The 23,617-nt window shown below is 66.5% G+C and carries 17 protein-coding genes; 6 read left to right on the plus strand and 11 right to left on the minus strand.

All coding sequences use genetic code 11. The features are described from left to right. The first annotated feature begins 45 nt into the window (after positions 1-45). On the plus strand, positions 46-1,656 hold the full coding sequence (locus KP010_RS12530) for an FAD-dependent oxidoreductase (RefSeq protein ID WP_216280922.1): 1,611 nt from the start codon (positions 46-48) through the stop codon (positions 1,654-1,656). Here the strand turns inward: KP010_RS12530 and KP010_RS12535 are convergent. From KP010_RS12535 to KP010_RS12555, 5 genes are all read right to left on the minus strand, one after another. After that, positions 1,632-1,928 (minus strand): hypothetical protein, encoded by a 297-nt coding sequence (locus tag KP010_RS12535; protein WP_108917182.1) that lies wholly within the window; start codon positions 1,926-1,928, stop codon positions 1,632-1,634. The two genes, KP010_RS12530 and KP010_RS12535, sit on opposite strands and share 25 nt — an antisense overlap. Before the next feature lie 120 nt (positions 1,929-2,048). Next, positions 2,049-2,456: a PRC-barrel domain-containing protein gene (locus KP010_RS12540; protein WP_108917181.1), complete on the minus strand. Its 408-nt coding sequence runs from the start codon at positions 2,454-2,456 to the stop codon at positions 2,049-2,051. An 81-nt stretch (positions 2,457-2,537) separates the two neighbouring features. Beyond that, entirely contained in the window at positions 2,538-4,811 is a 2,274-nt protein-coding gene (locus KP010_RS12545) for an amylo-alpha-1,6-glucosidase (RefSeq protein ID WP_216280923.1), read from the minus strand. After that, on the minus strand, positions 4,765-5,943 hold the full coding sequence (locus KP010_RS12550) for a glycosyltransferase family 4 protein (RefSeq protein ID WP_166141219.1): 1,179 nt from the start codon (positions 5,941-5,943) through the stop codon (positions 4,765-4,767). The genes KP010_RS12545 and KP010_RS12550 overlap by 47 nt, the downstream gene beginning before the upstream one ends. Before the next feature lie 78 nt (positions 5,944-6,021). Beyond that, positions 6,022-7,605, minus strand: coding sequence for a CHAD domain-containing protein (locus KP010_RS12555; RefSeq protein ID WP_216280924.1), 1,584 nt, complete (start codon positions 7,603-7,605; stop codon positions 6,022-6,024). A gap of 207 nt (positions 7,606-7,812) precedes the next feature. Here KP010_RS12555 and KP010_RS12560 point away from each other — a divergent pair, with 207 nt between their 5' ends. Beyond that, positions 7,813-8,670 (plus strand): nickel/cobalt efflux transporter, encoded by an 858-nt coding sequence (locus tag KP010_RS12560; RefSeq protein ID WP_142861583.1) that lies wholly within the window; start codon positions 7,813-7,815, stop codon positions 8,668-8,670. Positions 8,671-8,678: 8 nt separating this feature from the next. Here the strand turns inward: KP010_RS12560 and KP010_RS12565 are convergent, their stop codons facing one another. Genes KP010_RS12565 through KP010_RS12575 form a run of 3 tightly spaced genes read right to left on the minus strand, consistent with a single transcriptional unit; the run spans position 8,679 to position 12,849 of the window. Then, complete coding sequence (locus KP010_RS12565) at positions 8,679-9,542, minus strand: NAD(P)-dependent oxidoreductase (RefSeq protein ID WP_142861584.1); 864 nt, start codon at positions 9,540-9,542, stop codon at positions 8,679-8,681. Positions 9,543-9,552: 10 nt separating this feature from the next. Next, positions 9,553-12,336 carry a heavy metal translocating P-type ATPase gene (locus KP010_RS12570; protein WP_142861585.1) on the minus strand — a complete coding sequence of 928 codons (2,784 nt, stop codon included), beginning with the start codon at positions 12,334-12,336 and terminating at the stop codon, positions 9,553-9,555. Between the two features lie 27 nt (positions 12,337-12,363). Beyond that, positions 12,364-12,849: an isoprenylcysteine carboxylmethyltransferase family protein gene (locus tag KP010_RS12575; RefSeq protein WP_142861586.1), complete on the minus strand. Its 486-nt coding sequence runs from the start codon at positions 12,847-12,849 to the stop codon at positions 12,364-12,366. Positions 12,850-13,059: 210 nt separating this feature from the next. On the opposite strand from KP010_RS12575, the gene KP010_RS12580 reads away from it, so the two are divergent. Genes KP010_RS12580 through KP010_RS12590 form a run of 3 tightly spaced genes read left to right on the plus strand, consistent with a single transcriptional unit; the run spans position 13,060 to position 16,090 of the window. Next, on the plus strand, positions 13,060-14,190 hold the full coding sequence (locus KP010_RS12580; RefSeq protein WP_142861591.1) for an 8-amino-7-oxononanoate synthase: 1,131 nt from the start codon (positions 13,060-13,062) through the stop codon (positions 14,188-14,190). Beyond that, entirely contained in the window at positions 14,187-14,837 is a 651-nt protein-coding gene (gene bioD / locus KP010_RS12585) for a dethiobiotin synthase (RefSeq protein ID WP_216280925.1), read from the plus strand. Before KP010_RS12580 ends, bioD begins: the two co-directional genes overlap by 4 nt. Further along, positions 14,834-16,090, plus strand: coding sequence for an adenosylmethionine--8-amino-7-oxononanoate transaminase (locus tag KP010_RS12590; protein WP_142862002.1), 1,257 nt, complete (start codon positions 14,834-14,836; stop codon positions 16,088-16,090). The genes bioD and KP010_RS12590 overlap by 4 nt, the downstream gene beginning before the upstream one ends. 18 nt (positions 16,091-16,108) lie before the next feature. Here KP010_RS12590 and KP010_RS12595 read toward each other — a convergent pair whose 3' ends face one another. The 3 genes from KP010_RS12595 to KP010_RS12605 form a co-directional block, all read right to left on the minus strand. After that, entirely contained in the window at positions 16,109-17,815 is a 1,707-nt protein-coding gene (locus KP010_RS12595; protein WP_142862001.1) for an AMP-binding protein, read from the minus strand. 169 nt (positions 17,816-17,984) lie between these two features. Next, on the minus strand, positions 17,985-19,004 hold the full coding sequence (locus tag KP010_RS12600) for a nickel/cobalt transporter (RefSeq protein WP_142862000.1): 1,020 nt from the start codon (positions 19,002-19,004) through the stop codon (positions 17,985-17,987). Beyond that, complete coding sequence (locus tag KP010_RS12605; RefSeq protein ID WP_142861999.1) at positions 19,001-19,645, minus strand: DUF1007 family protein; 645 nt, start codon at positions 19,643-19,645, stop codon at positions 19,001-19,003. The genes KP010_RS12600 and KP010_RS12605 overlap by 4 nt, the downstream gene beginning before the upstream one ends. Before the next feature lie 456 nt (positions 19,646-20,101). Here KP010_RS12605 and KP010_RS12610 point away from each other — a divergent pair, with 456 nt between their 5' ends. Beyond that, positions 20,102-23,611 carry an indolepyruvate ferredoxin oxidoreductase family protein gene (locus KP010_RS12610; RefSeq protein ID WP_142861998.1) on the plus strand — a complete coding sequence of 1,170 codons (3,510 nt, stop codon included), beginning with the start codon at positions 20,102-20,104 and terminating at the stop codon, positions 23,609-23,611. The last annotated feature ends 6 nt before the right edge of the window (positions 23,612-23,617 follow it).

Consider the following 23,617-nt stretch of genomic DNA (forward strand, 5'->3'; position numbering starts at 1 on the left):
TGCGTCGCTTTGCAGCAAAAGGCCAGACGGCTCAGGAGCTGAAATATGCTGGACGTTGTGATTGTCGGGGGCGGGGCCTGCGGCTTGGCGCTGGCGCGCGGCCTCGCCGGGGCAGGGATGAGCTTTGCGCTCTATGAGGCGCGTCCACGGCTCGGCGGCCGCGTCTTGTCGGTCGAGGACCAACCCTCGGGGATGCGCGTCGATTTGGGTCCGACCTGGTTCTGGCCGGACACGCAGCCGACCATCACCGCTCTGGTGAAGGAGCTCGGCCTCACGGATTTTCCGCAATATGATCCGGGCACGGCGCTGCTGCTCGCCTTCGGCGACAAAAAGCCCGAGACGCGCATGACGCCCAATCTCCATTCCGGCGCGCGTCGGCTGGAGGGCGGCATGGCCTCGCTGATCGAGGCGCTGACGGCGGCGGTTCCGGCGGAGGCGATCCATCTTTCTTCCGTGCTGCGCGCCATCGCCGATCGCGGCGATCATGTGGAGCTGACCTTCGAGACCGAGGGCGAGACCGAGACCGTGACCGCCGAGCGGGCCGTGCTCGCGCTTCCGCCGCGCCTGCTCGCCGAGCATCTCGCCTTTCAGCCGGAGCTCGACGCGCTGAGCCGCAACGCCATGCGCAGCGCGCCGACCTGGATGGCGGCGCAGGCCAAGGCCGTGGTCGGCTTTTCTGGCGCGCCGGCCTGGCGTGCGGAGGGCCATTCCGGCAACGCTTTCGCCACCCATGAGCAGGCTGTTCTCGGCGAGATTTTCGACGCCTGCGACGCCGCCGGCGAGCGTGCGGCGATCGGCGGCTTCTTCGCCTTCTCGCCGGAGCTGCGGGAAGCCTTCGGCGGCGGCATGGCGATGCTGATCGACAGCCAATTCGTCCAATTGTTCGGCAAGCCGCTCGAGGCGGGCGGCGAGCAGCATATTCAGGATTGGGCGCGCGAGCCCTTCACCTGCGCGACGATCGATCTCACCCCGCCGTCCGAACATCCCGACTATGGCGATCCGCTGCTGCGGCAGGCGTTCTGGGAGGGCAAGCTCTATCTCGGCGGCGCGGAGACCGCGCGCGAGGGTGGCGGCTATCTCGAAGGCGCGCTGGTCGCGGCCGAGCGCATAAGGCTGCGCCTTCTCGATCAGAAGGAGACGTCGACGATGATTTCCGGCGAAGGCGCCACGGGCGAGGCGCTCAACGAAGCCAGCATGGCGCGTTTCCGCGAATGGGTGAACGCCAAGCGCGCGCCGACTTTCGCCAGCTATCGCCAGCGGCTGAATTTCGGCCTCTCCAACGGCCAGAAGGAGCAGATCACCCAGCGCGCCATGCTCGGCGCCATGGAGGCGGTGCTGAAGGAGGCGCTCGCCGTGCTCGAGGGCCTGCCCTTCGATCATTCCGTCGTCGCGGTCGACAAGGGCCGGTCCGATCTGACGCCGCTGGCGCAAAAGGCTTTCGACGGCTTCATTCAGGAACTGCTCGACGGCGTCATCGACTATAATCGCACCTCTTGCGCGCTCTCCAATTTCCCGGAGGAGCACAAGCCGTCCAAGGATTATCTCCAGGTCACGCTGCTCGACATTGCGGCGGCGTGGAAGGAGTTTTCGCTGGACGCCAATCAGGTCCTGCTCGACAAGCGCGTCGCCGATCAGCAGGCGACGCGCAGTCTCTGATAGCCGAGAAAGGCGCCCCAATTGTCGTAGACGCCCGCATTCACCAGACAGCCGTTGCGGGCGTAGACGTAAGGATAGGGCGCCGGATAGCGGTAATAGTACGAATAGGGCGCGGCGGTGAGGACGCCCGGCGTCAGCGCCGGAACCGCTCCCGGCACAGGTCCGGTGAGATCGGGAACGAAGAAGCCGTCGGCTTGCGCGAAAGCGGAGGCCGATGGCGCGATGAGAAGCGCGGCGACGAGGCCGCGCGCCGCGAAGCGTCGAAGAGTCACGAGAAAATCTCCATTCGAAAAAGCGGATCGAGAAACAGCGCAGCGCGAATCGACGATCTGAAATTTCTAACGCATAGCGGCGAAGCCTGTCGATCCTCGCGCGAGCCGAAGCGCAGAGCCTCAGCCGCGCGGGCGCGGTTGCTGCTCGTCCGTCCATTGCGACGGCTGCGGCTCGTCCCAATAGGGACGCGCATGGTAATGCTCGTGCACGCGTTTCTCCCAATCGCGATCGCTCCAGCTGTCGTCGCTGAATTCCGGCGCGTCCTGAAGCTGCTGCTCGATGATGTCTGCGATATAGCCTTCGCGCTCATTGTCGTAGGAGAGCGAATTCCACGGCAGCGGATAATGGCTGTGGCCGAGGCCCAAGAAACCGCCGAAGCTCATCACGGCGTAACGAACGCGGCCCGAGACCTTGTCGATCATCAGATGATCGATTTCGCCCAGCTCATTGCCGAGCCGATCGAAAACGGTCGTGCCTTCGACGTCTTCGCTGGAGACGAGATTGAAGTCGGGGTTGGCGCTCGCCATTGTCTGTTCCTCCTGTTTCGTTTCGAAGCAACGCGGCGTCCGACGAATGGTTCCGCACTGCCGCGAGCGCTGCGGCTGCTCTCACACTTTCGCCGTGAGCGGATGCTCGCGCACATCCGGGTCGAAGACGAGCGACACTTGAACGTCGCCGATCGTGCGCAGCACATGCAGCGAAATGGCCGAGCGTGCGTCCTGCCGCAGCGCGACGTCGACATGCGCCTCGCCGAGCGAGAGATCGCGGATGACGATCTCGCCCGCCGAGAGCGGCACGGTCGGATTGACGAAACGGATCTGTCTCGCCTTGTGGTCGAATTCGAGGCCGAGCATCGTCTGAATGAAGAGAAAGGGCGCGCTCGCCGCCCAGGCCTGCGGCGAGCAGGCGGCGGGATAGAGCGTCGGGCCGCGGCCGCTTCGGCGCCGAAAGCCGCAATAGAGCTCGGGAATGCGCCGCGCCTCCATATAGCTCGCGGCGCGGATCAGCGAATCGAATATCGCCGCGACTCCCTCCTTGAAGCCATAGCGGCCGAAGCCATGCGCGATGAGCGCATTGTCATGCGGCCATATGGAGCCATTGTGATAGGACATGGGATTGTAGCGGCTCTCGCCGCGCGCCACCGTGCGCACGCCCCATCCCGAGAAGAATGCGGAATCGAGCAGGCCGTCGGCGACGCTCTGCGCGCGGTCGGGCCGCGCTATGCCCGCATAGAGCGCATGTCCCGCATTGCTCGTGCGCACTTTGCATTGCTTTTTCTCGCCGTCCAGCGCCAGCGCATAGCTGCCGATCTCGTCGCACCAGAAGGCCTCCTCGAAACGAGCGCGCAGACTTTCGGCGGCGCGCGCCAATTCGTCGGCGCGCGCGTCGAGGCCGAGCTCGCGCGCGCAATGGGCGGCGAGGCGCCGCGCGGCATAGACATAGGCCTGCGCCTCGACCAGCGCGATCGGCCCTTCGGCGAGACGTCCGTCGGCGTGGAAGACGGAATCATGCGAATCCTTCCAGCCCTGATTGCGCAGGCCCTGATCCGTATGGCGCGCATATTCGATGAAGCCGTCGCCGTCCGGATCGCCCGGGCCGTCGATCCAGGCGAGGGCGCGCTCGATCGCCGGCCATAATTCGCGGACCAGCGCATAGTCTCCGGTGCGGCGCGCATAATAGCCGGCGAGAACGACGAACAGCGGCGTCGAATCCACCGATCCGTAATAGAGGCCGAAAGGCACTTCGCCGAGCGCCGCCATTTCGCCGTCGCGCATCTCGTGCAAGATCTTGCCCGGCTCGGCGTCCGAGCGCGCGTCGAAGCTCGTCGCCTGATGCGCGGCGAGCCGCCTCAGCACGCCGACCGCGATCGACGGATCGAACCACAGCATCTGCAGCGCGGTGATGACGCCGTCGCGTCCGAATGTCGTCGAATACCAGGGAATGCCGGCGTAAGGATAGCAGCCGTCGGGCGTCTTGGTGAGCAGCATTCGCACATCGGCGGTCGAGCGCCACAGAATCTGATTCAGCGTCGGATCGGCGGTCTCGACGCGCGCGCTCTGGCCGGCGGCGGTCTTCAGTTCGCGATGCAGTCCGGTCAAGCCGTTGAAGAAGGATTGCGTCGATTTCGGCAGGCGCCCGCGGCTCGCGGCGGTGAGGAAGATCGTCTGCGCCTGGCGCGGCGCGAGCCGCAGCGAATAGGTGGCGATGCTGTCGACGAGCAGCGAAGGATCGGGCTCGAAGGAGAGCGCCGTCTCGCGCAGCGCGCCGTCGAGGCCGCGGTAATAGAGCGCTACGGCGCCGGGCGCCAGAAGCTGCGCCCAGGCGCGCCCTCGCTGCGCGCGGCGAACGCCGCGCACCTCGAAAATATCGGCGAAATCATTGCCGAAGCCGATCGACAGATTGAGGCGAACCTCTTCGGCGCTCTGATTGGAGACCTCGAGCCGCTCGCGCAGCGAGCCGTCTTTGAGATAAAGGGTGCGCGAGACATAGACGGAGTCTTTCAGCAGCGCGATCTTGTCGTCGCGGAAGATGTCGGGATTGGTGAGATCGACATAGAAGCTCAGATTGTCGTCGCGTATGGCGGAGTCGAGCAGCAAGGGCTGCGCGCCTTCGATCAAGAGCTCGAGATGCGAGAGATAGCGCGTGTCGTGATCGAACAGGCCGTCCGGCCCGCCCGCTGTCGCGCCTATGTCGCCATGGCTGTCGAAGACGGCGAATGTGTCGTCGTGCTTGAGCGTGCGGCGCGGCCGCGACGGCGGGCCGGTCGCCGGAATGTAGAATTGCAGCTCATGCGTCTGCGGCGCGTCGTCGCCCGCGTCGAGCGGCGCGCTCGGACTAGAGCGTGGGATAGGAGTTGTCCGGTTCGATCTGGTCCTCGACATGCCTCCTGAAATAGGTCGGCGGAAGCATAATGGGATGAGCGCGCAGCTCGGCCGGCGCCGGCGCGCGCAGCAGGCGGCGATAGATCGCCACATATTCCTTCGCCATGCGCGCGGCGGAAAAGCGCATCTCGAAGCATCGCCGAACTTTGCCGCGGTCGAGCGCGAGCACGTGGTCGAGACGCGCGATCGCCTCCTCGACATTGTCGACGAGAGAGCCGCTCACTCCCTCCTCGACGATCTCCGGCGCGGAGCCGCGACGAAAGGCGAGAACGGGCGTGCCGCAAGCCATGGCCTCGATCATGACGAGGCCGAAGGGCTCTGGCCATTCGATCGGAAACAGCAGCGCGCGCGCATCGCCGAGAAAATCGCTTTTGCGCCGATCGTCGATCTCGCCGACGAATTCGATGTTCGGAAGCGCGAGCAACGGCTCGATCGTCGCATGAAAATAAGATTCGTCCGGCGTATCGACCTTGGCTGCGATCTTGAGCGGCAGGCCGACCGCTCTGGCGATGGCGATCGCGTGATCGAGGCCTTTCTCCGGCGAGACGCGGCCGAGAAAGGCGAGATAATCGCCCTTGGGACGAAGCGTCGGCGCGAAAAGATCGAGTGGCAGGGCGTTCATCACCGTGCCGATGAAATTGGCGTGCGGGACCGGTTCGCGCTGCGAATCCGAGATGGAGACCAGCGGCATTTCGGGAAAGCCGGCGTAGAATCGCTCGATATCTGGAAGGTCCTGGCGTCCGTGCAGCGTCGTCAGCGTATGCGCCGCAATGTCGCGAAACAACGGGAAATGCAGCAGATCGACGTGAAAATGCAATATGTCGAATTGCGACGCCATGCGCCGCACGCGGTCGAGCATCAAGAGATAGCTCGGCGTCGGATCGCCCGCGCGCTTTTGGCGCAGCGGCAGATCGCTGCAGCAGACATGTCGCGCCGAAGTGACCGAGCCGCCGCTCGCAAAGAGCGTGACCTCATGCCCCTGCGCCACCAGCTCTTCGGTGAGAAAGGAGACGATGCGCTCCGTTCCGCCATAGAGGCGGGGGGGAACGCTTTCGATCAATGGCGCGATCTGCGCGATTTTGAGAGGCGGCGGGCGCGTAGTTCGGAAGGGATCGCGCCAGCGAGGCGTCATTTTGTTCATTTTCGAGAGACCGTAACGCTCCCCGTCCGGTCAACGCTCGGGGCGCCTCTTGGTTCCGCGGGAGCACGATCAGCGCCAGAAGGCCTCGAGCCGCTTCAATGACTTCTCGGTCTTTTTCCAGTCGACCGCGCCGCCTTCGCGCGCATGGGCGCACCAGCCCACGGCGAAGGCGCTCGCCGGCGCGAGATCGGCCTCGCTCTCGCCGAGGCCGCGCAACAGCTCGGCCGCGACGGCGAGATCATTATAGGCGCCGAGCCTGTCCTGCAGCGCCGACGTTTGTCGCAGATAGCGGCGCGCTTTCGTATGCGCGTCGAAGAGGGATTCGAAGAATTCGGCGGCGTATCGCGCTTTCTTGAAGGCGATGCGCGCGTCGTGGCGCTGGTCGGGCGTCAGCGAAGCGAGGTCGCGGCTCGCTTTCAGTGCGCGGCGGTGCAGGCGATCGAGCGAGCGCATGGCGAAATCCTTCGCCGAGCCGGGCGCGCTCGGATCGAAGGCTGCGCGCCCATCGGCGCCGGGCGGCGCGCGCCAATTCTTCGCGGCGAGCGCGCCGCGAAGAGCGATGACGAATTGCGTCGTCTGCGGCGCCGCGACGAGCGCCGCGACAGCGGAATGCGCCTCTATGCGCTTTCGCTCGGCCGCGTCGAGCAGCGCATAGAAGCTCGGCTCGCCATTGGCCTGGGCGAGCGGGCCGGTGACGAGCATGTCGAGCAGCACGTCGAGATTGCGCGCCTCTCCGAGCGTCGCCGATATGTCCTTGGCGCGCGTGGAGGCGGTCTCTAGCGCCTCGCTGGCGACGCCGCGCCGCAACATGGAGACGCCGGCGCGCAGGCGCCGCAGCGCCACGCGCATCTGATGGATGGCCTCCTCCGGCGCGCAATATTGCAGGGCCGGCCAATTGGCGACGAATTGATCGAGACAGGCCGATAGGAAGGCGACGATCGCCTCGTCGAGCGAGGCGTCGGGCGCGAGCTTCGGCCGGCGCGCCTTGACCGGGGCGGGGTCGGCGCCGGTCGCGCGGGCCAGCGCCAACTCGGCCTCGCTCATCGGCAGGACGCGCGCATTGGCGCGCGGCGCGAGCTCGGCGGCGACGTTCCAGAGCTCTTCTTCCGCCCCCTCGAGGAGTTGCAGCTCGATCTCGTGAAAATTCGAGCGGCGGCCGCCGGCTTCGACAAAGCCGTCGTCGAAACAGACGGAGATGCGCGTTGCGGCCCGTTCGAGCAGGCGCTCGCGCCGCTCGGTCTCGGCGACGCTGCGCGCCTCCAGCGGCCGTTCGGCGATGGAGCGCCGCAGCGGCTCGGAGAGGCCCAGCACCGTGCCGAGCGTCGGCCCGCGCAATTCGATCGAGCCGCGCGCGCCGGAGGCGGCCGGCCGAGCCCAGCTCAGCTCGACGAAAGCGGCGCCATGCAGCTCATAGCCGCGCAGCATGATATTTTGCTTGTGAAGATCGCCGACGGCGGTGTCGAAGACGATGGAGCGAATGCGCCGCGTCGGCCGCGCGACGGCGCCGATGGTCACGCTCTCGCAGCGCGCGGCGGCGCTCATTCCGGCGCGATCGGTTCCCAGACGGATGCGCGGGCACTCGCCGCGCTTGTTGCGCGTGGCGCGCCGCGCCGCCTCCCGGGCGGATGCGCTCGATGCGAGAAGGCGATCCATGACCATGAAACCGTGAGGTTTTCGAGCTCGATGCGGCGAGTTTCGGCTCTCCGAGCGAGCCGGTCAAGGGGAGGCCGCTCCATTAGATATGGTGGAAACGGCGGTTCTCTATTCATCCTACCGCGGGAAAAGGCCCGTCGTTGCGGCGGGGGCCTTAACGGGCGGGCGGAAAATCAGTATATGCCTCGGGCGGAGAATTGAGGTCGCATGGCGAATATCGCGGAGTTGTTTCGGGACGGCGCGGCCAACGCCTGGCTGTTCGCGCCGACGGCGGTCGCGCTCGGCGCGCTGCACGGTCTCGAGCCCGGCCACTCCAAGACGATGATGGCGGCTTTCATCGTCGCCGTGCGCGGCACCGTCGGCCAGGCCGTTCTGCTCGGCCTCTCGGCGACGCTCTCTCATACGGCGATCGTCTGGGTGGTGGCGCTGGCCGGGCTCTATTTCGGCTCGCGTTGGAACGCCGAGGCCAATGAGCCTTATCTCGAGATCGCTTCCGGCGCGATGATCCTCGCTGTCGCCCTATGGATGACATGGCGCATCTGGCGCGACCATCGGCCGCGAGAGCCGCACGATCACGCCCATGGCTCCGCTCACGATCATCGTCATCCGCATGACCACGATCATGCGCATCCTCACGGGCATGACGCCGCCGACGCGCAGAGCGCGTCGCTCCTCCTCGACGAGGAGACGATGGATGCGCATGAGCGCGCCCATGCGGAGGACATAAAGCGGCGCTTTTCCTCCCGCCATGTGACGACGGGGCAGATCGTGCTGTTCGGCCTCACCGGCGGGCTCATCCCTTGCCCGGCGTCGATCACCGTGCTGCTGCTCTGCCTGCAGCTCGGCCAGATGACGCTCGGCGCCGCGCTGGTGCTGTGCTTCAGCATCGGCCTCGCCATCACAATGGTCGCTGTCGGCGTCGCCGCCGCGCTCGGCGTGCGTCACGCCTCGAGCCGCTGGTCCGGCTTCGAGGAGATCGCCGCCAAGGCGCCTTATCTCTCGAGCGCGCTGATCTCCCTCGTCGGGCTCTACACGCTCTATTCGGGAATTTCGGCGCTCGCCTGAGCGGCCTCTCAGCCGAACGGGCTTTTCTGCACGCCTGCGGTAATCGCCGCGTCGAGGAAGAAATCCAATATGGCCGGCATGGTCGGATCGACCGCATAAAGCGAAAAATCCGTCACGCCTTCTTGCGCCAGCACATTCACGTCGATGAAGAAATTGCCGGTGCAGGCGCAGGCCTCGCGCGTCAATATCGCATGGGCGGCGTCCGCCACGATCTGCGGCTTGCGCGCGCGCCGCAGCGCCGCCTCGCCGCCGAGGAGATTGGCGACCGCGGCGGTGGCGATCGCCGTCTCCGGCCACAGCGAATTCACCGCCACTTTCCCGGCGAGCTCGCGCGCGAGGCCGAGGGTCACGAGGCTCATGCCATATTTCGCCATTGTGTAAGCGAGATTGGGCGCGAACCAGCGCGGGTTCATGTCGAGCGGCGGCGACAGGGTGAGAATGTGCGGATTGGCGGATTTTTTTAAGTAGGGCAGGGCGAGCTTGGCGCAGAGAAAGGTTCCGCGCGCATTGACATGGTGCATCAGATCGAATCGCTTCATCTCAATGGATTCGACGCTGCGCAGATCGATCGCGCTCGCATTGTTGACGAGAATGTCGACGCCGCCGAAAATGGCGGCGGTCTTGTCCAAGGCTTCCTCCACTTGCGCGTCGAAGCGAATGTCGCAAGGCAGCGCCAGCGCGCGGCCGCCCGCCTTTTCGATCGCCGCCGCCGCCGTATAGATCGTCCCGGGAAGCTTGGGATGCTCGGCGACGCTTTTGGCGATTATCGCCACATTGGCGCCGTCGCGCGCCGCGCGTTCTCCTATAGCGAGGCCGATGCCGCGGCTCGCGCCGGTGATGAACAGAGTCTTGCCTGCGAGCGATCCCGCCATGGGCGCGCGCTCAGGCCGCGACCCGCGCCGGATAGCCGGCGTCGGTGATGATCTTGGCGAGGGCTTCCGGATCCTCGGGCGAGGGCGAGACCTCCACCTTGCCGGTGGCGAGATCGATCTTCACCTGCGCCTGCGGCTCGGCCTTCTGCACCGCCTCGGTCACATGCTTCACACATTTGCCGCAGGACATTTCCTGAACGTCGAACGTCGTCGTCATCTCGTTTTCCTCCTCTCGGGATTCCAGTAATTGCGAGCCTTCAGGCTCGCTCTCTTCCGAGCTGCTCGGCGTTTCCGCTCTCGTCGCGCTCGCCTCCACCGGCGGCCGGAAGCGCCGCAGCCGCAACGCATTGGTCAGCACGAAGACGCTGGAAAAGGCCATGGCGCCGGCGGCGAGCATGGGAGAGAGCAGCGTTCCATTGAACGGAAAGAGCGCGCCCGCCGCGACGGGAATCAGAATCACATTATAGGCGAAAGCCCAGAAGAGATTCTGCGCGATATTGCGCATGGTGGCGCGCGAGAGCGCGAGCGCGGCCGGCACTTTGGACACATGGCCGGACATCAGCACGACATCGGCGGCCTCTATCGCTATGTCGGTTCCCGTGCCGATGGCGATTCCGACATCGGCGGCGGCGAGCGCCGGCGCGTCATTGACGCCATCGCCGACAAAGGCGATTTTGCGCCCCGCGCGCAGGCGCTGGAGCGCCGCCACCTTGCCGTCCGGCAGCACGCCGGCGATCACCTCGTCCATGCCGAGTTTCGCGGCAATGGCGCGCGCCGCGCGCTCGTCGTCGCCGGTGATCATCGCCGTGGCGACGCCTTGCGCGTGCAGAGCGGCGACCGCCGCGACGCTGGTCTCCTCGAGCGCGTCGGCGACGCAGAGAATGGCCGCCGGCTTTGCGTCTATCGCGACATAGAGCGGCGTCTTGCCCTCCGCCGAAAGCCGCGTCGCGGTCGTCTCGAATGCGCTGATATCGAGGCCGAGCGCCGCCATGTAGCGAGCCGCGCCGACGGCGATCTTGCTCCCCTCCGCCGTCGCCTCGACGCCCATGCCGGGCGTCGCCGAAAAATCCCGCGCCTCGACGAGTGAAAGCCCGCGCGCCTTGGCGGCGGCGACCAGAGCGCCGGCGATCGGATGTTCCGAGCGCGCCTCGACGCTGGCCGCGAGCCGCAGCGCGTCATCGGCCGAGACGTCGGGCGCGGGCTCTAGATCGGTCAGCTCCGGCTTGCCGCGCGTCAGCGTGCCGGTCTTGTCGAAGGCGATCAGCGTCACATCGCGCAGGCTCTGCAAGGCCTCGCCCTTGCGGAACAAAATGCCGAGCTCGGCTGCGCGTCCCGTGCCGGTCATGATGGCGGCGGGCGTCGCCAGTCCCATGGCGCAAGGACAGGCGATGATGAGCACGGCGACGGCGGCCACCAGCGCGTAAGAGGAGTCGCGCTGCGGGCCGAAGGCGAGCCATGCCAAAAAGGTGAGATAGGCGATGGCGAGAACGGCGGGCACGAAGACGCCGGTCACGCGATCGACCAGCGCCTGAATCGGCAGCTTGGCGCCCTGCGCCTGCTCCACCATGCGAATGACGCCTGCGAGCACAGTATCCGCGCCGACGCGCGTCGCGCGAAAGGTGAAGGCGCCGGTGGCGTTCACCGTGGCGCCGGTCACTTCCGAGCCCTTGCACTTGGCTACGGGCGCCGGCTCGCCGGTGATCATGGATTCGTCGACGTGAGAGGCGCCGTCCGCGACCACGCCATCCGTCGCGATGCGCTCGCCCGGCCGCACGGCGACGAGATCGCCGACGACGACATCGTCGATCGGCAGCTCGATCTGCTCGGCGCCGCGCAGCACGCGTGCGGTCTTGGGCTGTAGGGCCACCAGGGCGCGGATCGCCTCCGACGTGCGGCCCTTGGCGCGCGCCTCCAGCGTGCGGCCGAAGAGGATCAGCGTGATAATGACGACGGCCGATTCATAATAGACATCGGCCGCGCCATGCGGCAGCAGGACAGGGGCGAAAGTGGCGACGACCGAATAGAGATAGGCGCTCATCGTGCCGATGGCGACGAGCGAGTTCATATCCGGATGGCCGCGCCAGAGCGAGGGCAGGCCCTTCTCGTAGAAGGGACGTCCCGGCCCGGCGAGAACCAGAGTCGCCAGCGCGAAGGAGATGTAGCGAATGGTCTGATGGCCGATAGCGGCCATCAACCAATCGCCGAGTCCTGGTATCGTATGCGCGCCCATCTCGAGGAAGACGACCGGCGCGCTCAGCGCCGCCGCGACGATGAGTCGCTTGCGCAGCGACAACGCCTCCTGCTCGCGCGCGTCCTTCTCGCGGTCGGCGGCCTTCGCGCCCGTCTCGAGCTCGCGCGGCTCATATCCGGCTTCCGCCACGGCGCGGCGCAGCGCTTTACCGAGATCGCCGCCGCCGAGCGCGCGCACCCGCGCCCGATCCGTGGCGAGATTGACCTCGGCGCCGATCACGCCGGGGACGGCGCGCAACGCTTTTTCGACATGGGCGACGCAGGAGGCGCAGGTCATGCCGCCGACGCCGAATTCGATCGTCTCGATCGCCGGCTCATAGCCGGCTTCGTCCACCGCGCGGGCGATCTGCGCGAGGTCTGCGCCCGGCGTGAGCGTGACGTCGGCGCGCTCCGTCGCGAGGTTGACCGAGGCCGAGAGCACGCCCGGCGCGGCGCGCAACGCCTTTTCGACGTGAGAAACGCAGGAGGCGCAGGTCATTCCGCGCACGCCGAAGGCGAGATGCGTGTCGGCGGACGAATCTGTGCGGGTCGCGGCGTCGGCCATCGGGGTTCGCTCCTCTCCAGCGTCAGTCTACAGCCAGCGCCGGACTGTCGCGGCATAGGCGTCGAATTCCGCGCCGAACCGCTGCGACAAATGGCGCTCTTCCGGCTCTATGGCCAGTCGCTGGAGCAGAATGGCCATCGCGGGCGTGAGCAAGAGAATCCATACGGAGCCGAGCGCGAGGCCGAGTCCGACGACCAGCGCCACATTCGCCACGTAAATGGGGTTGCGCGACCATTGATAGGGGCCTGCGGTGACGAGGCTGGAGACGGGGCGGTCGGGCCGCAGCGTGGTGCCTTGCCGGCGCATCAGCGATGCGCACCACAGGTCGTTGGCGAGCGCCAGCGCGACAATGAGGCCGCCGGCGATGCGCAGGCTCGGCCGCCAAGCGCCTTCAGAGAGGGGGAGAAGCGCGTCGAGCAGCGCCCCGCCGGCGATCGCCGCGAGGAGCAGCAGCGGCGGCCAGGGGATGCGAGACGGCGGCTCCGCCTCGGTTCGGCTGTCGTCCTGGGACATGGAGGAACCCTCTTTCTGCTCAGATCGCGTTGGCGCCAATGAATTTCAAGCTGCGATTCCATTGAAAAGCGAGCCGGCGGGCTTTCTTGCCGTCCCGTCGCCGCCCGGCTATGTAACCGCCACTCCGGCGCGATGGAAGTCGCGCTTTTCGAGGCGAGCCCCGAACCGTTCAGGAAGCGTCGAGTGACGACAGATCAGCGTGAGGCCCGAATGCTCGACGTCTATGCGGCGGACCTCGCGAGCCTCGCCGCGCAGGATCGGCTGCGCGCGTTGTCGCCGCGTCGCGGACTCGACTTCAGCTCCAATGATTTTCTCGCGCTCGCCGAGTCGCAGGAGCATAGCGAGGCCGCGGCGGCGGCGCTGGCGCGCGGCGTTCCCATCGGCGCCGGCGGCTCGCGGCTGCTGCGCGGCAATCATGAGGAGCACGAGGCGCTGGAGCGCGAGGCGGCGGCCTTCTTCCACGCCGAGAGCGCGCTCTTTTTCGGCGGAGGCTTCTCCGCCAATGAGGCGCTGCTCTCGACCTTGCCGCAAAAGGGCGATCTCATCGTCCATGACGCGCTCGCGCACGCCAGCGCGCATGAGGGGATGCGCCTCTCGCGCGCGCCGAGCGTCGCCGCCCTGCACAATGACGCCGACGCATTCGAGGACGAAATCGCCGCATGGCGACGAGCCGGCGGCGCGGGCCGGCCCTGGATCGTCGTCGAGAGCCTCTACAGCATGGACGGCGATTTCGCGCCGCTCGACGCTCTCGCCGAGATCGCCGCGCGTCACGAGGCGTTTCTGGTCATCGACGAAGCCCATGCGACGGGCGTCTATGGGCCGGAGGGACGCGGCCTCGCCGCCGCGCTCGAGGGGCGCGAGAATGTCGTCACTCTGCACACATGCGGCAAGGCGCTCGGCGCCTCGGGCGGCCTCGTTCTGCTGCCCGCCGTGCTGCGCGAATTTCTCGTCAACCGCAGCAGACAGTTCATCTTCGCCACGGCGCCGTCGCCGCTCGTCGCCGCCTGCGTGCGCGCCGCTCTGCCGATCGTCGCGCGCGCGGAAGGACGCCGCGTCGCATTGCGCTCGCGCGTCGCCGTAGCTGCGCGTGAGCTGCAGGCGCTGGGATTGGCGCCCTCGCAATCGCAGATCACGCCGATCATCGTCGGCGACAACGCCCGCGCGCTGGCGCTCGCCGCAGCGATGCAGGCGCAGGGCTATGACATTCGCGCCATCCGCCCGCCCACTGTGGCGGAAGGATCGGCGCGGCTGCGCATCTCGCTCACTCTGCATGTGAGCGAGGCGCAGATCGTCGCGATGGTCGAAGATCTCGCCCATGCGCTGGCGAGTCTTCCGGCATGACGCGCTTCGTCGTCGCCGGGACCGACACCAATGTCGGCAAGACCGTGTTCTCCGCCGCGCTCGCCGGCGCGCTCGGCGCCTATTATTGGAAGCCCGTGCAGTCGGGCCTCGAGGGCGAAACGGACACGATGATCGTGGCGCGGCTGTCGGGCCTCGCCGCAGAGCGGCTCTTGCCGGAGGCCTATCGTCTGACGACGCCCGCGTCGCCGCATCTCGCCGCGCGCCTCGACGGCGTCACGATCGACGTCGAGCGTCTCGCTCCGCCGGATCGCGCGCCGCTCGTCGTCGAGACGGCCGGCGGCCTGATGACGCCGCTGACGGAAAATTTCTCGACGATCGAGCTTCTCGCGCGCTGGCGGCTTCCGGTCGTGCTCTGCGCGCGCATCACGCTCGGGACGATCAATCACAGCCTATTGTCGCTGGAGGCTTTGCGCCGTCGCGAGATTCCCGTTCTCGGCGTCGTCTTCATCGGCGAGGCGAACGTCGACACGCAGGAAACGATCGCGAATATTTCCGGCGCGCGCATTCTCGGCCGCCTGCCTTTCGTCGCGCCTCTCGACGCGGAGAGGTTGAGCCGGTCTTTTCTCGCGCAGTTTCGCCTCGCCGATTTCGCTGCGACTTCACAGCTCTCCGGGAGCTCGAAATGACAGATTCGCCGATTTGGCGGCCTTTCACCCAGCACGCCTTGCAAGCCCCGGCGATCCCTATCGCGCGCGGCGAGGGGGCCTGGCTCGAATGCGCCGACGGACGCCGCATTCTCGACGCCATCTCCTCCTGGTGGGTCATCACCCATGGCCATCGCCATCCCAAAATCGTGCAGGCGATCAAGGATCAGGCGGACCGGCTCGATCAGCTCATCTTCGCCGGCTTCACGCACGAGCCCGCAGAAGCGCTGGCGCGCCGGCTGGTCGCGCTGACTGCGCCCGGTCTCGATCATGTGTTCTATTCCGACAGCGGCTCCACCTCTGTGGAGGTCGCGATCAAAATGGCGCTCGGCTATTTCCGCAATCGCGGCGTCGCGCGCAATCGCATCGTCGCGCTCGAGCACGGCTATCACGGCGACACCATCGGCGCCATGTCCACCGGCGCGCGCTCCGTCTTCAACGCCGCCTATGAGCCGCTGCTCTTCGATGTGACGCGCATTCCCTTTCCGAGCGTCGGCCGCGAGCAGGCGACATTGGATGCGCTGGAGGCCGCCTGCCGCAGCGCGGACGCAGCGGCTTTGGTCGTCGAGCCGCTCGTGCTCGGCGCGGGCGGAATGCTCGTTTACGGCGCCGATACGCTGCGCGAGATGCGGCGCATTTGCGCGTCTCATGGCGTGCTCTTCGTCGCCGATGAGGTGATGACCGGCTTCGGCCGCACCGGAACGCTGTTCGCCTGCGAGCAGGCGGGAATCGTTCCCGATATCGCCTGCTATGCGAAGGGCATAACCGGCGGATCATTGCCGCTCGCCGTGACGATGTGCGCGGAGGAGATTTTTCAGGCGCATTATTCGACGGATCGCTCGCGCACCTTTTTTCATTCGAGCTCTTTCACCGCAAATCCGATCGCCTGCGCCGCGGCGCTCGCCAATCTCGAAATATGGGAGAGCGAGGATGTGCGCGGCCGCATCGCGCGACTGGCGGCGATGCAGGAGGAACGGCTGCTGCCTTTCGCCAATGATGCGCGCTTCACCAATGCGCGGCGCATCGGTACGATCGCGGCGCTCGATCTGCGCGTCCGCGACGCGGGCTATCTGGCGACGATCGGTCCAGAACTCTATGAGTTCTTCATCTCGCGCGGACTGCTGCTGCGCCCGCTCGGCAATACGATCTACATATTGCCGCCCTATTGCATAGAGCCGAGCGAGCTCGACGCGCTCTATGCGGCGATCGACGAGGCGGGAGATCGCTTCGGCTGAAAATTCGCGCGCTCCGCTCTACTTGCCGCGCGCCAGATACTCCTCCTTCAGCACGCGGCGCAAAACCTTGCCGACATTGGTCTTGGGCAGGCTGTCGCGGAATTCGAAATGGCGCGGCGCCTTGTAATGGGTCAGCGTCTCGCGGCAGAAATCATGCAGCTCCTTGCCGGTGACGCCGGCGTCTCGCGGCACGATGAAGGCGAGCGGCGCCTCGCCCGAATGCGGATCGGGAACGCCGATCACCGCGGCCTCCTTCACCTTGGGATGGCGCGTCAGCACATTCTCGACTTCATTGGGATAGACGTTGAAGCCGGAGACGAGGATCATTTCCTTGAGGCGATCGACGATCTTCAATTGTCCGTCGGGCGTCATCACCGCGACGTCGCCGGTGCGCAGGAAACCGTCCTCCGTCGTCGCGGCGGCGGTCTCCTCCGGCCTGTTCCAATAGCCCGCCATGACTTGCGGGCCTTTGACGCAGAGCTCGCCGCGTTCGCCGAAAGGCGCCGGCTCGCCGGAGGGCAGGCGGATCGACACTTGCGTCGAAGGGTAGGGATAGCCGATCGCGCCGGAGAATTCGACGAGATCGGGACGGTTGCAGGTGATGACCGGCGAGGTCTCCGAAAGGCCGTAGCCTTCGATGATGGGATGGCCGGTGATTTCCTTCCATTTGCGGGCGACGACGTCCTGCGTCGCCATGCCGCCGGAGATGCAGTAGATCAGATTGGAGAAATCGACGCGCGGGAAGTCCGGATGATTGGCGAGCGCCGCATAGAGCGTGTTGACGCCCGAGATCATGGTGAAGCGCGATTTGCGCAGCGTCTTCACGAAGCCGCCGATGTCGCGCGGATTGGCGATGAGCAGGCAGGAGCCGCCGATCTTCACGATCAGCAGGCAGCAGGCGGTGAGGCCGAAGATGTGATAGAGTGGCAGCGCCGTCACCATCACTTGATCGAGCGGCGTCGGCAGATAGGGGCAGAGCCAGGCGGCCGATTGCGCCACATTGGCCGCGACATTGCGATGCCGCAGCATGGCGCCCTTGGCGACGCCGGTCGTCCCGCCGGTATATTGCAGAAAAGCGAGATCGTCGGGGCCGACGTTCACGTCCCGCAATGGCGCGGCGGCGCCGGCGCGCAGCACGCGAGAAAAGCGCAGGCTCTGCGGCAGGCGATAGCGCCGCACGGCGCATTTCACATAGCGCGAGACGAAATTCACCATCGGACCGCGCAGGCCGAGCAGGTCGCCGGGGGCGATGACGACGGCTTTTTCCACGCGCATCGACGGCCAGGCCGCTTCGACCGTATGGGCGAAATTCTCGAGCACGAAGATCATGCGCGCGCCGGAGTCTTCGATCTGATGCGCGAGCTCATTGGGCGTGTAGAGCGGATTGACGTTGACGACGATCGCGCCGGCGAGCAGCACGCCGAAGATGATGGGCGGATAGGCCATCACATTGGGCGCCATGATCGCGATGCGATCGCCCTTGGCGACTCCCTGCGACTGTAGCCAGGCCGCGACGGCGCGCGCGGCGGCGCCGAATTCCGCATAGGTGAGCTTGCCGCCGAAGCTCTCGAGCGCCGTGCGTTCGGAAAAATCGACGACGCTCTGGCGGAACATGTCGACCAGCGTCGAATAGCTCGCCGGGTCGATCTCGCTGGGCACGAAAGGCGGATAGGAGGCGACCCAGGGCCGGGCGGCATAGGGATCGGTGAGGGTGGCGGCAGTCATCAAAGGCCTCCGGGCGTGGGCGCGACGGACTGCGGCCCTGCTGTCCGCCATATGAATAGCGACGATTTGCTGACGAAAATATAGCGCGACGCAGGCGCGAGCGCAGCCCCGCGCGCGGAATGATCGTCGTCGCAGCGCAGCATTCGAGCGCGGCGCCGCGAGAATGGCGTCAGGCGCCGCCGACGCTCATGGAGACGCCGAGAAGTAGCGCGAGGCCGAATGCGAGCACGAGGAGGGCGGCGAGAAGCTCGGCGGAGCGCAGCAGCGTTTCGGCGCGCCGCGATTTCCGCGCGGCGAGGCGCGCGGCGAAATCCTTGGCGAAGACGGCCGTCGCGGCCAAGCCGCCGGTGGTGATCGCCGTGCCGGCCGACATCAGCAGCGTCGCGCCGGCGCCAGCCATGAACGCGCCTTGTGACAAAGTGAAGACGAGCACGAGAATGGCTCCCGAGCAGGGACGCAGTCCCGCCGCGACGACCGTCGCCAGCGCGTCGCCCCAACGGAAACCGGTTCCGAGCCGGGAGGCGTCGATCGCGTGAAAATGGCCGCAGTCGGGGCCGTGGATATGCGTCGGATCGTCGACCGCCTCGCAGGCGAAGGCGCCGCGCCGCGCCACGGCGAGAATCGGCGCCGGCTCTCGCATTGCGGCGATGAGCGCGCGGCCTTTGACATAGGCGAGGCGCGCGCCGAGCGCGGCGATGGCGACATAGCTCGCCGTTTCGATCCAAGTCGCCGCCGCGGTCATGCGCTGCGCCGTGACGCCGAAGACGATCGCCGCCACGCCGACCAGCGCAATGGCGACGAGGCCTTGCAGCAGCGCCGCCAGAGCGGCGAGCGTCAGCCCGCGCTTCAGCGCTGTCTCATTGGCGATCATATAGGAGGCGAGCACGGCCTTGCCATGGCCGGGCCCGGCGGCGTGGAAGACGCCATAGGCGAAACTCGCGGCGGCCAGAGTCGCGAAGGCGAAGCGGTCGGTTTTCAGCGCTTTGGCGGCGCTCTGCAATTCCATGTGGAATTTGCTCTGCCAGGCGAGCAGCAGGCCGGCGAGGCCGCTCGCCGCGCCGACCGGGCCCTCGGCGGGGCCGACGGCGAAAGGATGGCGCGCGGCCTGCGCGAGCGCCGCGTCCTGCAGTAGCGCGAGCGCGGCGAGCGCCGCCAGCAGCAGCGCGCAATTTCGCGGCGCACTCCTCACGGGCAGGCCACGACGACGCGCGCGGCGAGCTTCATGCCGAAGTCGGCGCCGGGCGACATATTGGCGAAAAAGGCCTCACTGAGCTTTTGCGTGTCGACGGCGAGCAGCGGCTTCGGCTCCACGACGCTGGTCGAGCAGCCGGCGGGAGCGCCGGCGAGAGTCGCCGCATTCTGCTTCTCGAGGTCGAAGGCGACGAAATAGGTCGGATCATAGGTCTGGAACGAAAATGGCTTGTTCGACGGCAGCGGCTTTTCCAGCGGCAGCGTGAAATGCATGGTGACGATACGCTTGTCGTTCGCCTCCAGCCAGACGTCCTCTGGCGGCCCGAAGGCGGTCTTGGCGTTCTGATATTTGGCGAAGGTGAAATAGTCGAATTCGGCGAGCGATTCGGCGTTGGTCTTGGCGAGCGGCGCGAGCTCCTCGCGGCTCGGCGGCTTGCCGTCCTTGCCGAGGCCTTGCAGCGCGAAAGCGGAATACATTTCGTCGAAGGTCCAGGCGTGGCGCACGCCCTTGATCTTGCCGTCCGGCGTGAACAGCACCTCGCTGCGCACGGCGACCCAGACATGAGGATGCGCCGCGGCGGGCGTGGCGGCGAGCGCGGCGGCGATCGTCAACGAAGCGAAGGCGAGTTTCATCGGCATAGGGCTCTCGCCTCGGTCGGGCCGCGGCGCCTGGGGTTCGTCTTGCGAATCGCTCCCGTTTCGGGCCCCGTCCTCTAGGCGCCGAAGGAGGCGGAAACAGGGCCGGCCGGCCCGACAATTTTCGGCGCCTGCGAAGGCTCGCTTGCTGGCGTCGCGCGTCGTGACGTATAATGCCACGCCCGACGCCGCGAGGACAAGGCGGGGACGGGTCGCGCCGGGGCGGCGGCGGTTCCTCGCGGTCGGGATACGGATTTCCACGGATGCGGAGGACGGGAGTCTTTCCGCCGCCGCAAATCCGCAATATGACCTTCGGAAGCGACGCGCGCGAGAGCTTTCGAACGAGAATGCTTCATATGGAGAGCGGGTCCGCCCCTTTCCGAGACGTCAGACGTCGCGCGGCCTGCGCGAGCGGGCCCGCCCCGCGAGGGCTTCGCGTCGAGCGAGGAGAAACTACGAATGGCGGAAAAAGTCGCCGGCGCCATGACAACCGGCTCCGCCTTCGGCGACGTCTCCCTTGCCGATCGTTTCGATCTTTCCAAGACTCACGTGCTGCTCAACGGCACGCAGGCGATCGTGCGCCTTCTGCTGATGCAGAAGGAGATGGATCGTCGCGCCGGCCTCAATACGGCGGGTTTCGTCTCCGGCTATCGCGGCTCGCCGCTCGGCGGCATGGACGCGCAGCTGCACAAAGCGAAGCCGCTCTTCGACAGACACGACATTCTCTTCATGCCGGGCCTCAACGAGGATCTCGCCGCCACCGCAATATGGGGCGCGCAGCAGGCCGAGATGCGCGGCGAAGGCAAATATGACGGCGTCTTCTCCGTCTGGTACGGCAAAGGGCCTGGCGTCGATCGCTCCGGCGACGCGCTGCGCCATGTCAATCTCGCCGGCTCCTCGCGCAATGGCGGCGTGCTGGCGCTGATGGGCGACGACCACACCGCCGAATCCTCCACCACGGCGCATCAATCCGAATTCGTCTTCGTCGATATGATGATGCCGATCCTCTCGCCGGCAGGCGTGCAGGAGATTCTCGACTACGGCCTCATGGGCTTCGCGCTGTCGCGCTACGCCGGCGTCTGGACAGGCTTGAAGCTCATCAAGGATACGGTGGAATCCACCGCCTCCATCGACGGCTCGCTCGATCGTGTGCGCCCCGTCGCGCCGCTCGATTTTTCGATGCCGCCGGGCGGGCTCAACATACGTCCGCGCGATCCGGTGCTGACGCAGGAAGAGCGCATGCAGGAGAGCAAGCGCGACGCCATGCTCGCCTTCATCCGCGCCAATCGCCTCAATCGCATCGTCACTTCCGGCGGGCCCAGCGCCAAAATCGGCGTCATCACTGTCGGCAAATCCTATCTCGACGTGCGTCAGGCGATGGACGATCTCGGCATAGACGAGGTGAAGGCCAATGATTACGGCCTGCGCCTCTATAAAATCGCCTGTCCCTGGCCGCTGGAGCCGCAAGGCCTGCGTGAGTTCGTGCGCGGGCTCGATCTCGTCATCGTCGTCGAGGAGAAGCGCTCGCTGATCGAGGTACAGCTGCGCGAGCAGCTCTATGGCTCGTCGCATCAACCCGTCTGCATCGGCAAGAAGGACGAGGTGGGCGAATGGCTGTTTCCGGTCAAAGGCTCGCTCGACGCCAATGACGTCGCCATCGCCATCGGCCGGCGGCTGCTGAATCACGTTCGCTCCGACGATCTCGAAGGGCGCGTGCGCCGTCTCGAGCACATGCAGGAGCGCCGCAAATCGCTGACCGACGTCGGCGTGCGCGTGCCGCATTTCTGCTCCGGCTGCCCGCATTCGACCTCCACCCATGTGCCCGAGGGAATGCGCGCCTATACGGGCATAGGCTGCCATTATATGGCGCAATGGATGGACCGCTCGACCGAGGGCTACACACATATGGGCGGCGAAGGCGCCAATTGGATCGGCGAGGCGCCTTTCTCGACGCGCAAGCATGTGTTCCAGAATCTCGGCGACGGCACTTACAATCACTCCGGCTCGCTGGCCATTCGCTTCGCCGTGGCGACGAAGACGAACATAACGTTCAAAATCCTCTTCAATGGCGTCGTCGCCATGACGGGCGGGCAGGCGCATGAGGGCGAGCTCACCGTGGAGGCCATAGCGCATCAAATGGCGGCGGAAGGCGTCGCCAAAATCGCGCTCGTCTCCGACGAGCCGCACAAATATTCGTCGGTCATCCAATGGCCGCCGGGCCTCGTCATCTATCACCGCAACGTCATCAACAGCGTGCAGAGCGAGCTCGCCGCGACGGAAGGCGTCACGGTGCTGATCTATGATCAGACCTGCGCGACGGAAAAGCGCCGCGGCCGCAAGCGCGGCGAATATCCCGACCCCGATGTGCGCGTCGTCATCAACGAGCTGGTCTGCGAGGGCTGCGGCGATTGCGGCCGCGCCTCCAATTGCGTATCGGTGCAGCCGCTGGAGACCGAATTCGGCCGCAAGCGCCGCATCGATCAGTCGAGCTGCAACAAGGACCTCTCTTGCCTCGAGGGCTTTTGCCCGAGCTTCGTCACCGTGCATGGCGCGCGCATGAAGAAAGCCGCGCCGACGAGTGAGACGCAATGTCCGCCGCCGCCGGAGCCCGCCGTTCCGCAGCTCGGCGCCACGCCTTACGGCGTGCTCGTCGCCGGCATTGGCGGGACGGGCGTCGTCACGGTGAGCGCCATTCTCGGCATGGCCGCGCATCTCGAGGGCAAGGGCGTCGGCGTCATCGACATGGCCGGCCTCGCGCAAAAGGGCGGCGCGGTCTATTGCCATGTGAAGATCGGCCGCACGCGTGGCGACGTTCATGCGATCCGCATCGCCGCCGGCGAGGCCGATCTCGTGCTCGGCTGCGATCTCGTCGTCGCCGGCGGCAAGCAGATTCTCGCCGCCATCGATCCTGCGCGCAGCCATGTCGTCGTCAACAGCGCCGAGGTGTTTCCCGGCGATATCGAGCGCGATCCCGATTTCGTGCTGCCGGCGGCGCGCATCGAGCGCGCGATACGCGAGGCCGCGGGCGAGCGCGTCGATTTCCTGAATGTGACGGAGCTGGCGCTGGCGCTGCTCGGCGATTCCATCGCCGCCAATATGTTCATGCTCGGCTACGCCTGGCAGAAGGGACTGCTGCCGCTCTCCGAGGCCGCGCTGCTGCGCGCCATCGAGCTCAATGGCGAAGCTGTGCCGATGAATCATTCGGCCTTCGCCTGGGGCCGCCGCGCCGCGCATGATCTCGAGAGCGTCGCCGCCGTCGTCTCCTCCTTGCGCGCGCGCAATCCCGCGCGGGATGTGTCACATTCATTGGAAGAGGCGATCGATCGTCGCGTCGCCTTTCTCACCGATTATCAGAACGCCTCTTACGCCGCCCGCTATCGCTCGAGGATGGACGCGGTCGCGCGCCTCGAGAAGGAGCGCGTTCCAGGCACAAAGGAGCTGACCGAGGCGGTGGCGCGCGGCCTGTTCAAGCTGATGTCGGCCAAGGATGAATTCGAGGTCGCGCGCCTCTACACCGACGGCTCGTTCCAGCGTCAGCTCGCCGAAATCTTCGAGGGCGATCTGCGCATGGAGCTGCATCTCGCGCCCAATCTCGTCGCTTTCCAGCGCAAGAACGACATAGGCGGCTCGCGCAAGATCACTTTCGGCTCGTGGATGTTCCATGTGCTGAAATGGCTGGCGCGCTTCAAGGGCCTGCGCGGCACGATCCTCGATCCCTTCCGCCCCGACAGCGACCGCATCGCCGAGCGCAAGATGCTCGCCGATTATCAATTGCTGCTCGACGATATTCTGCCGCGCCTGTCGCCGGCCAATCATGCGACGGCGGTGGCGCTGGCGCGCATTCCCGAGAAAATCCGCGGCTTCGGCCACATACGCGCGCGCAGCACGCAGGAGGCGCGCGCCGAGATCGCGCGGCTCTACGGCGAATATCACGCGATCAGGCCGGATGTGAAAATGGCGGCGGAGTGAGGGGGG

The organism is Methylosinus sp. KRF6 (genome assembly GCF_018887255.1).
Taxonomy (GTDB): Bacteria; Pseudomonadota; Alphaproteobacteria; order Rhizobiales; family Beijerinckiaceae; genus Methylosinus; species Methylosinus sporium.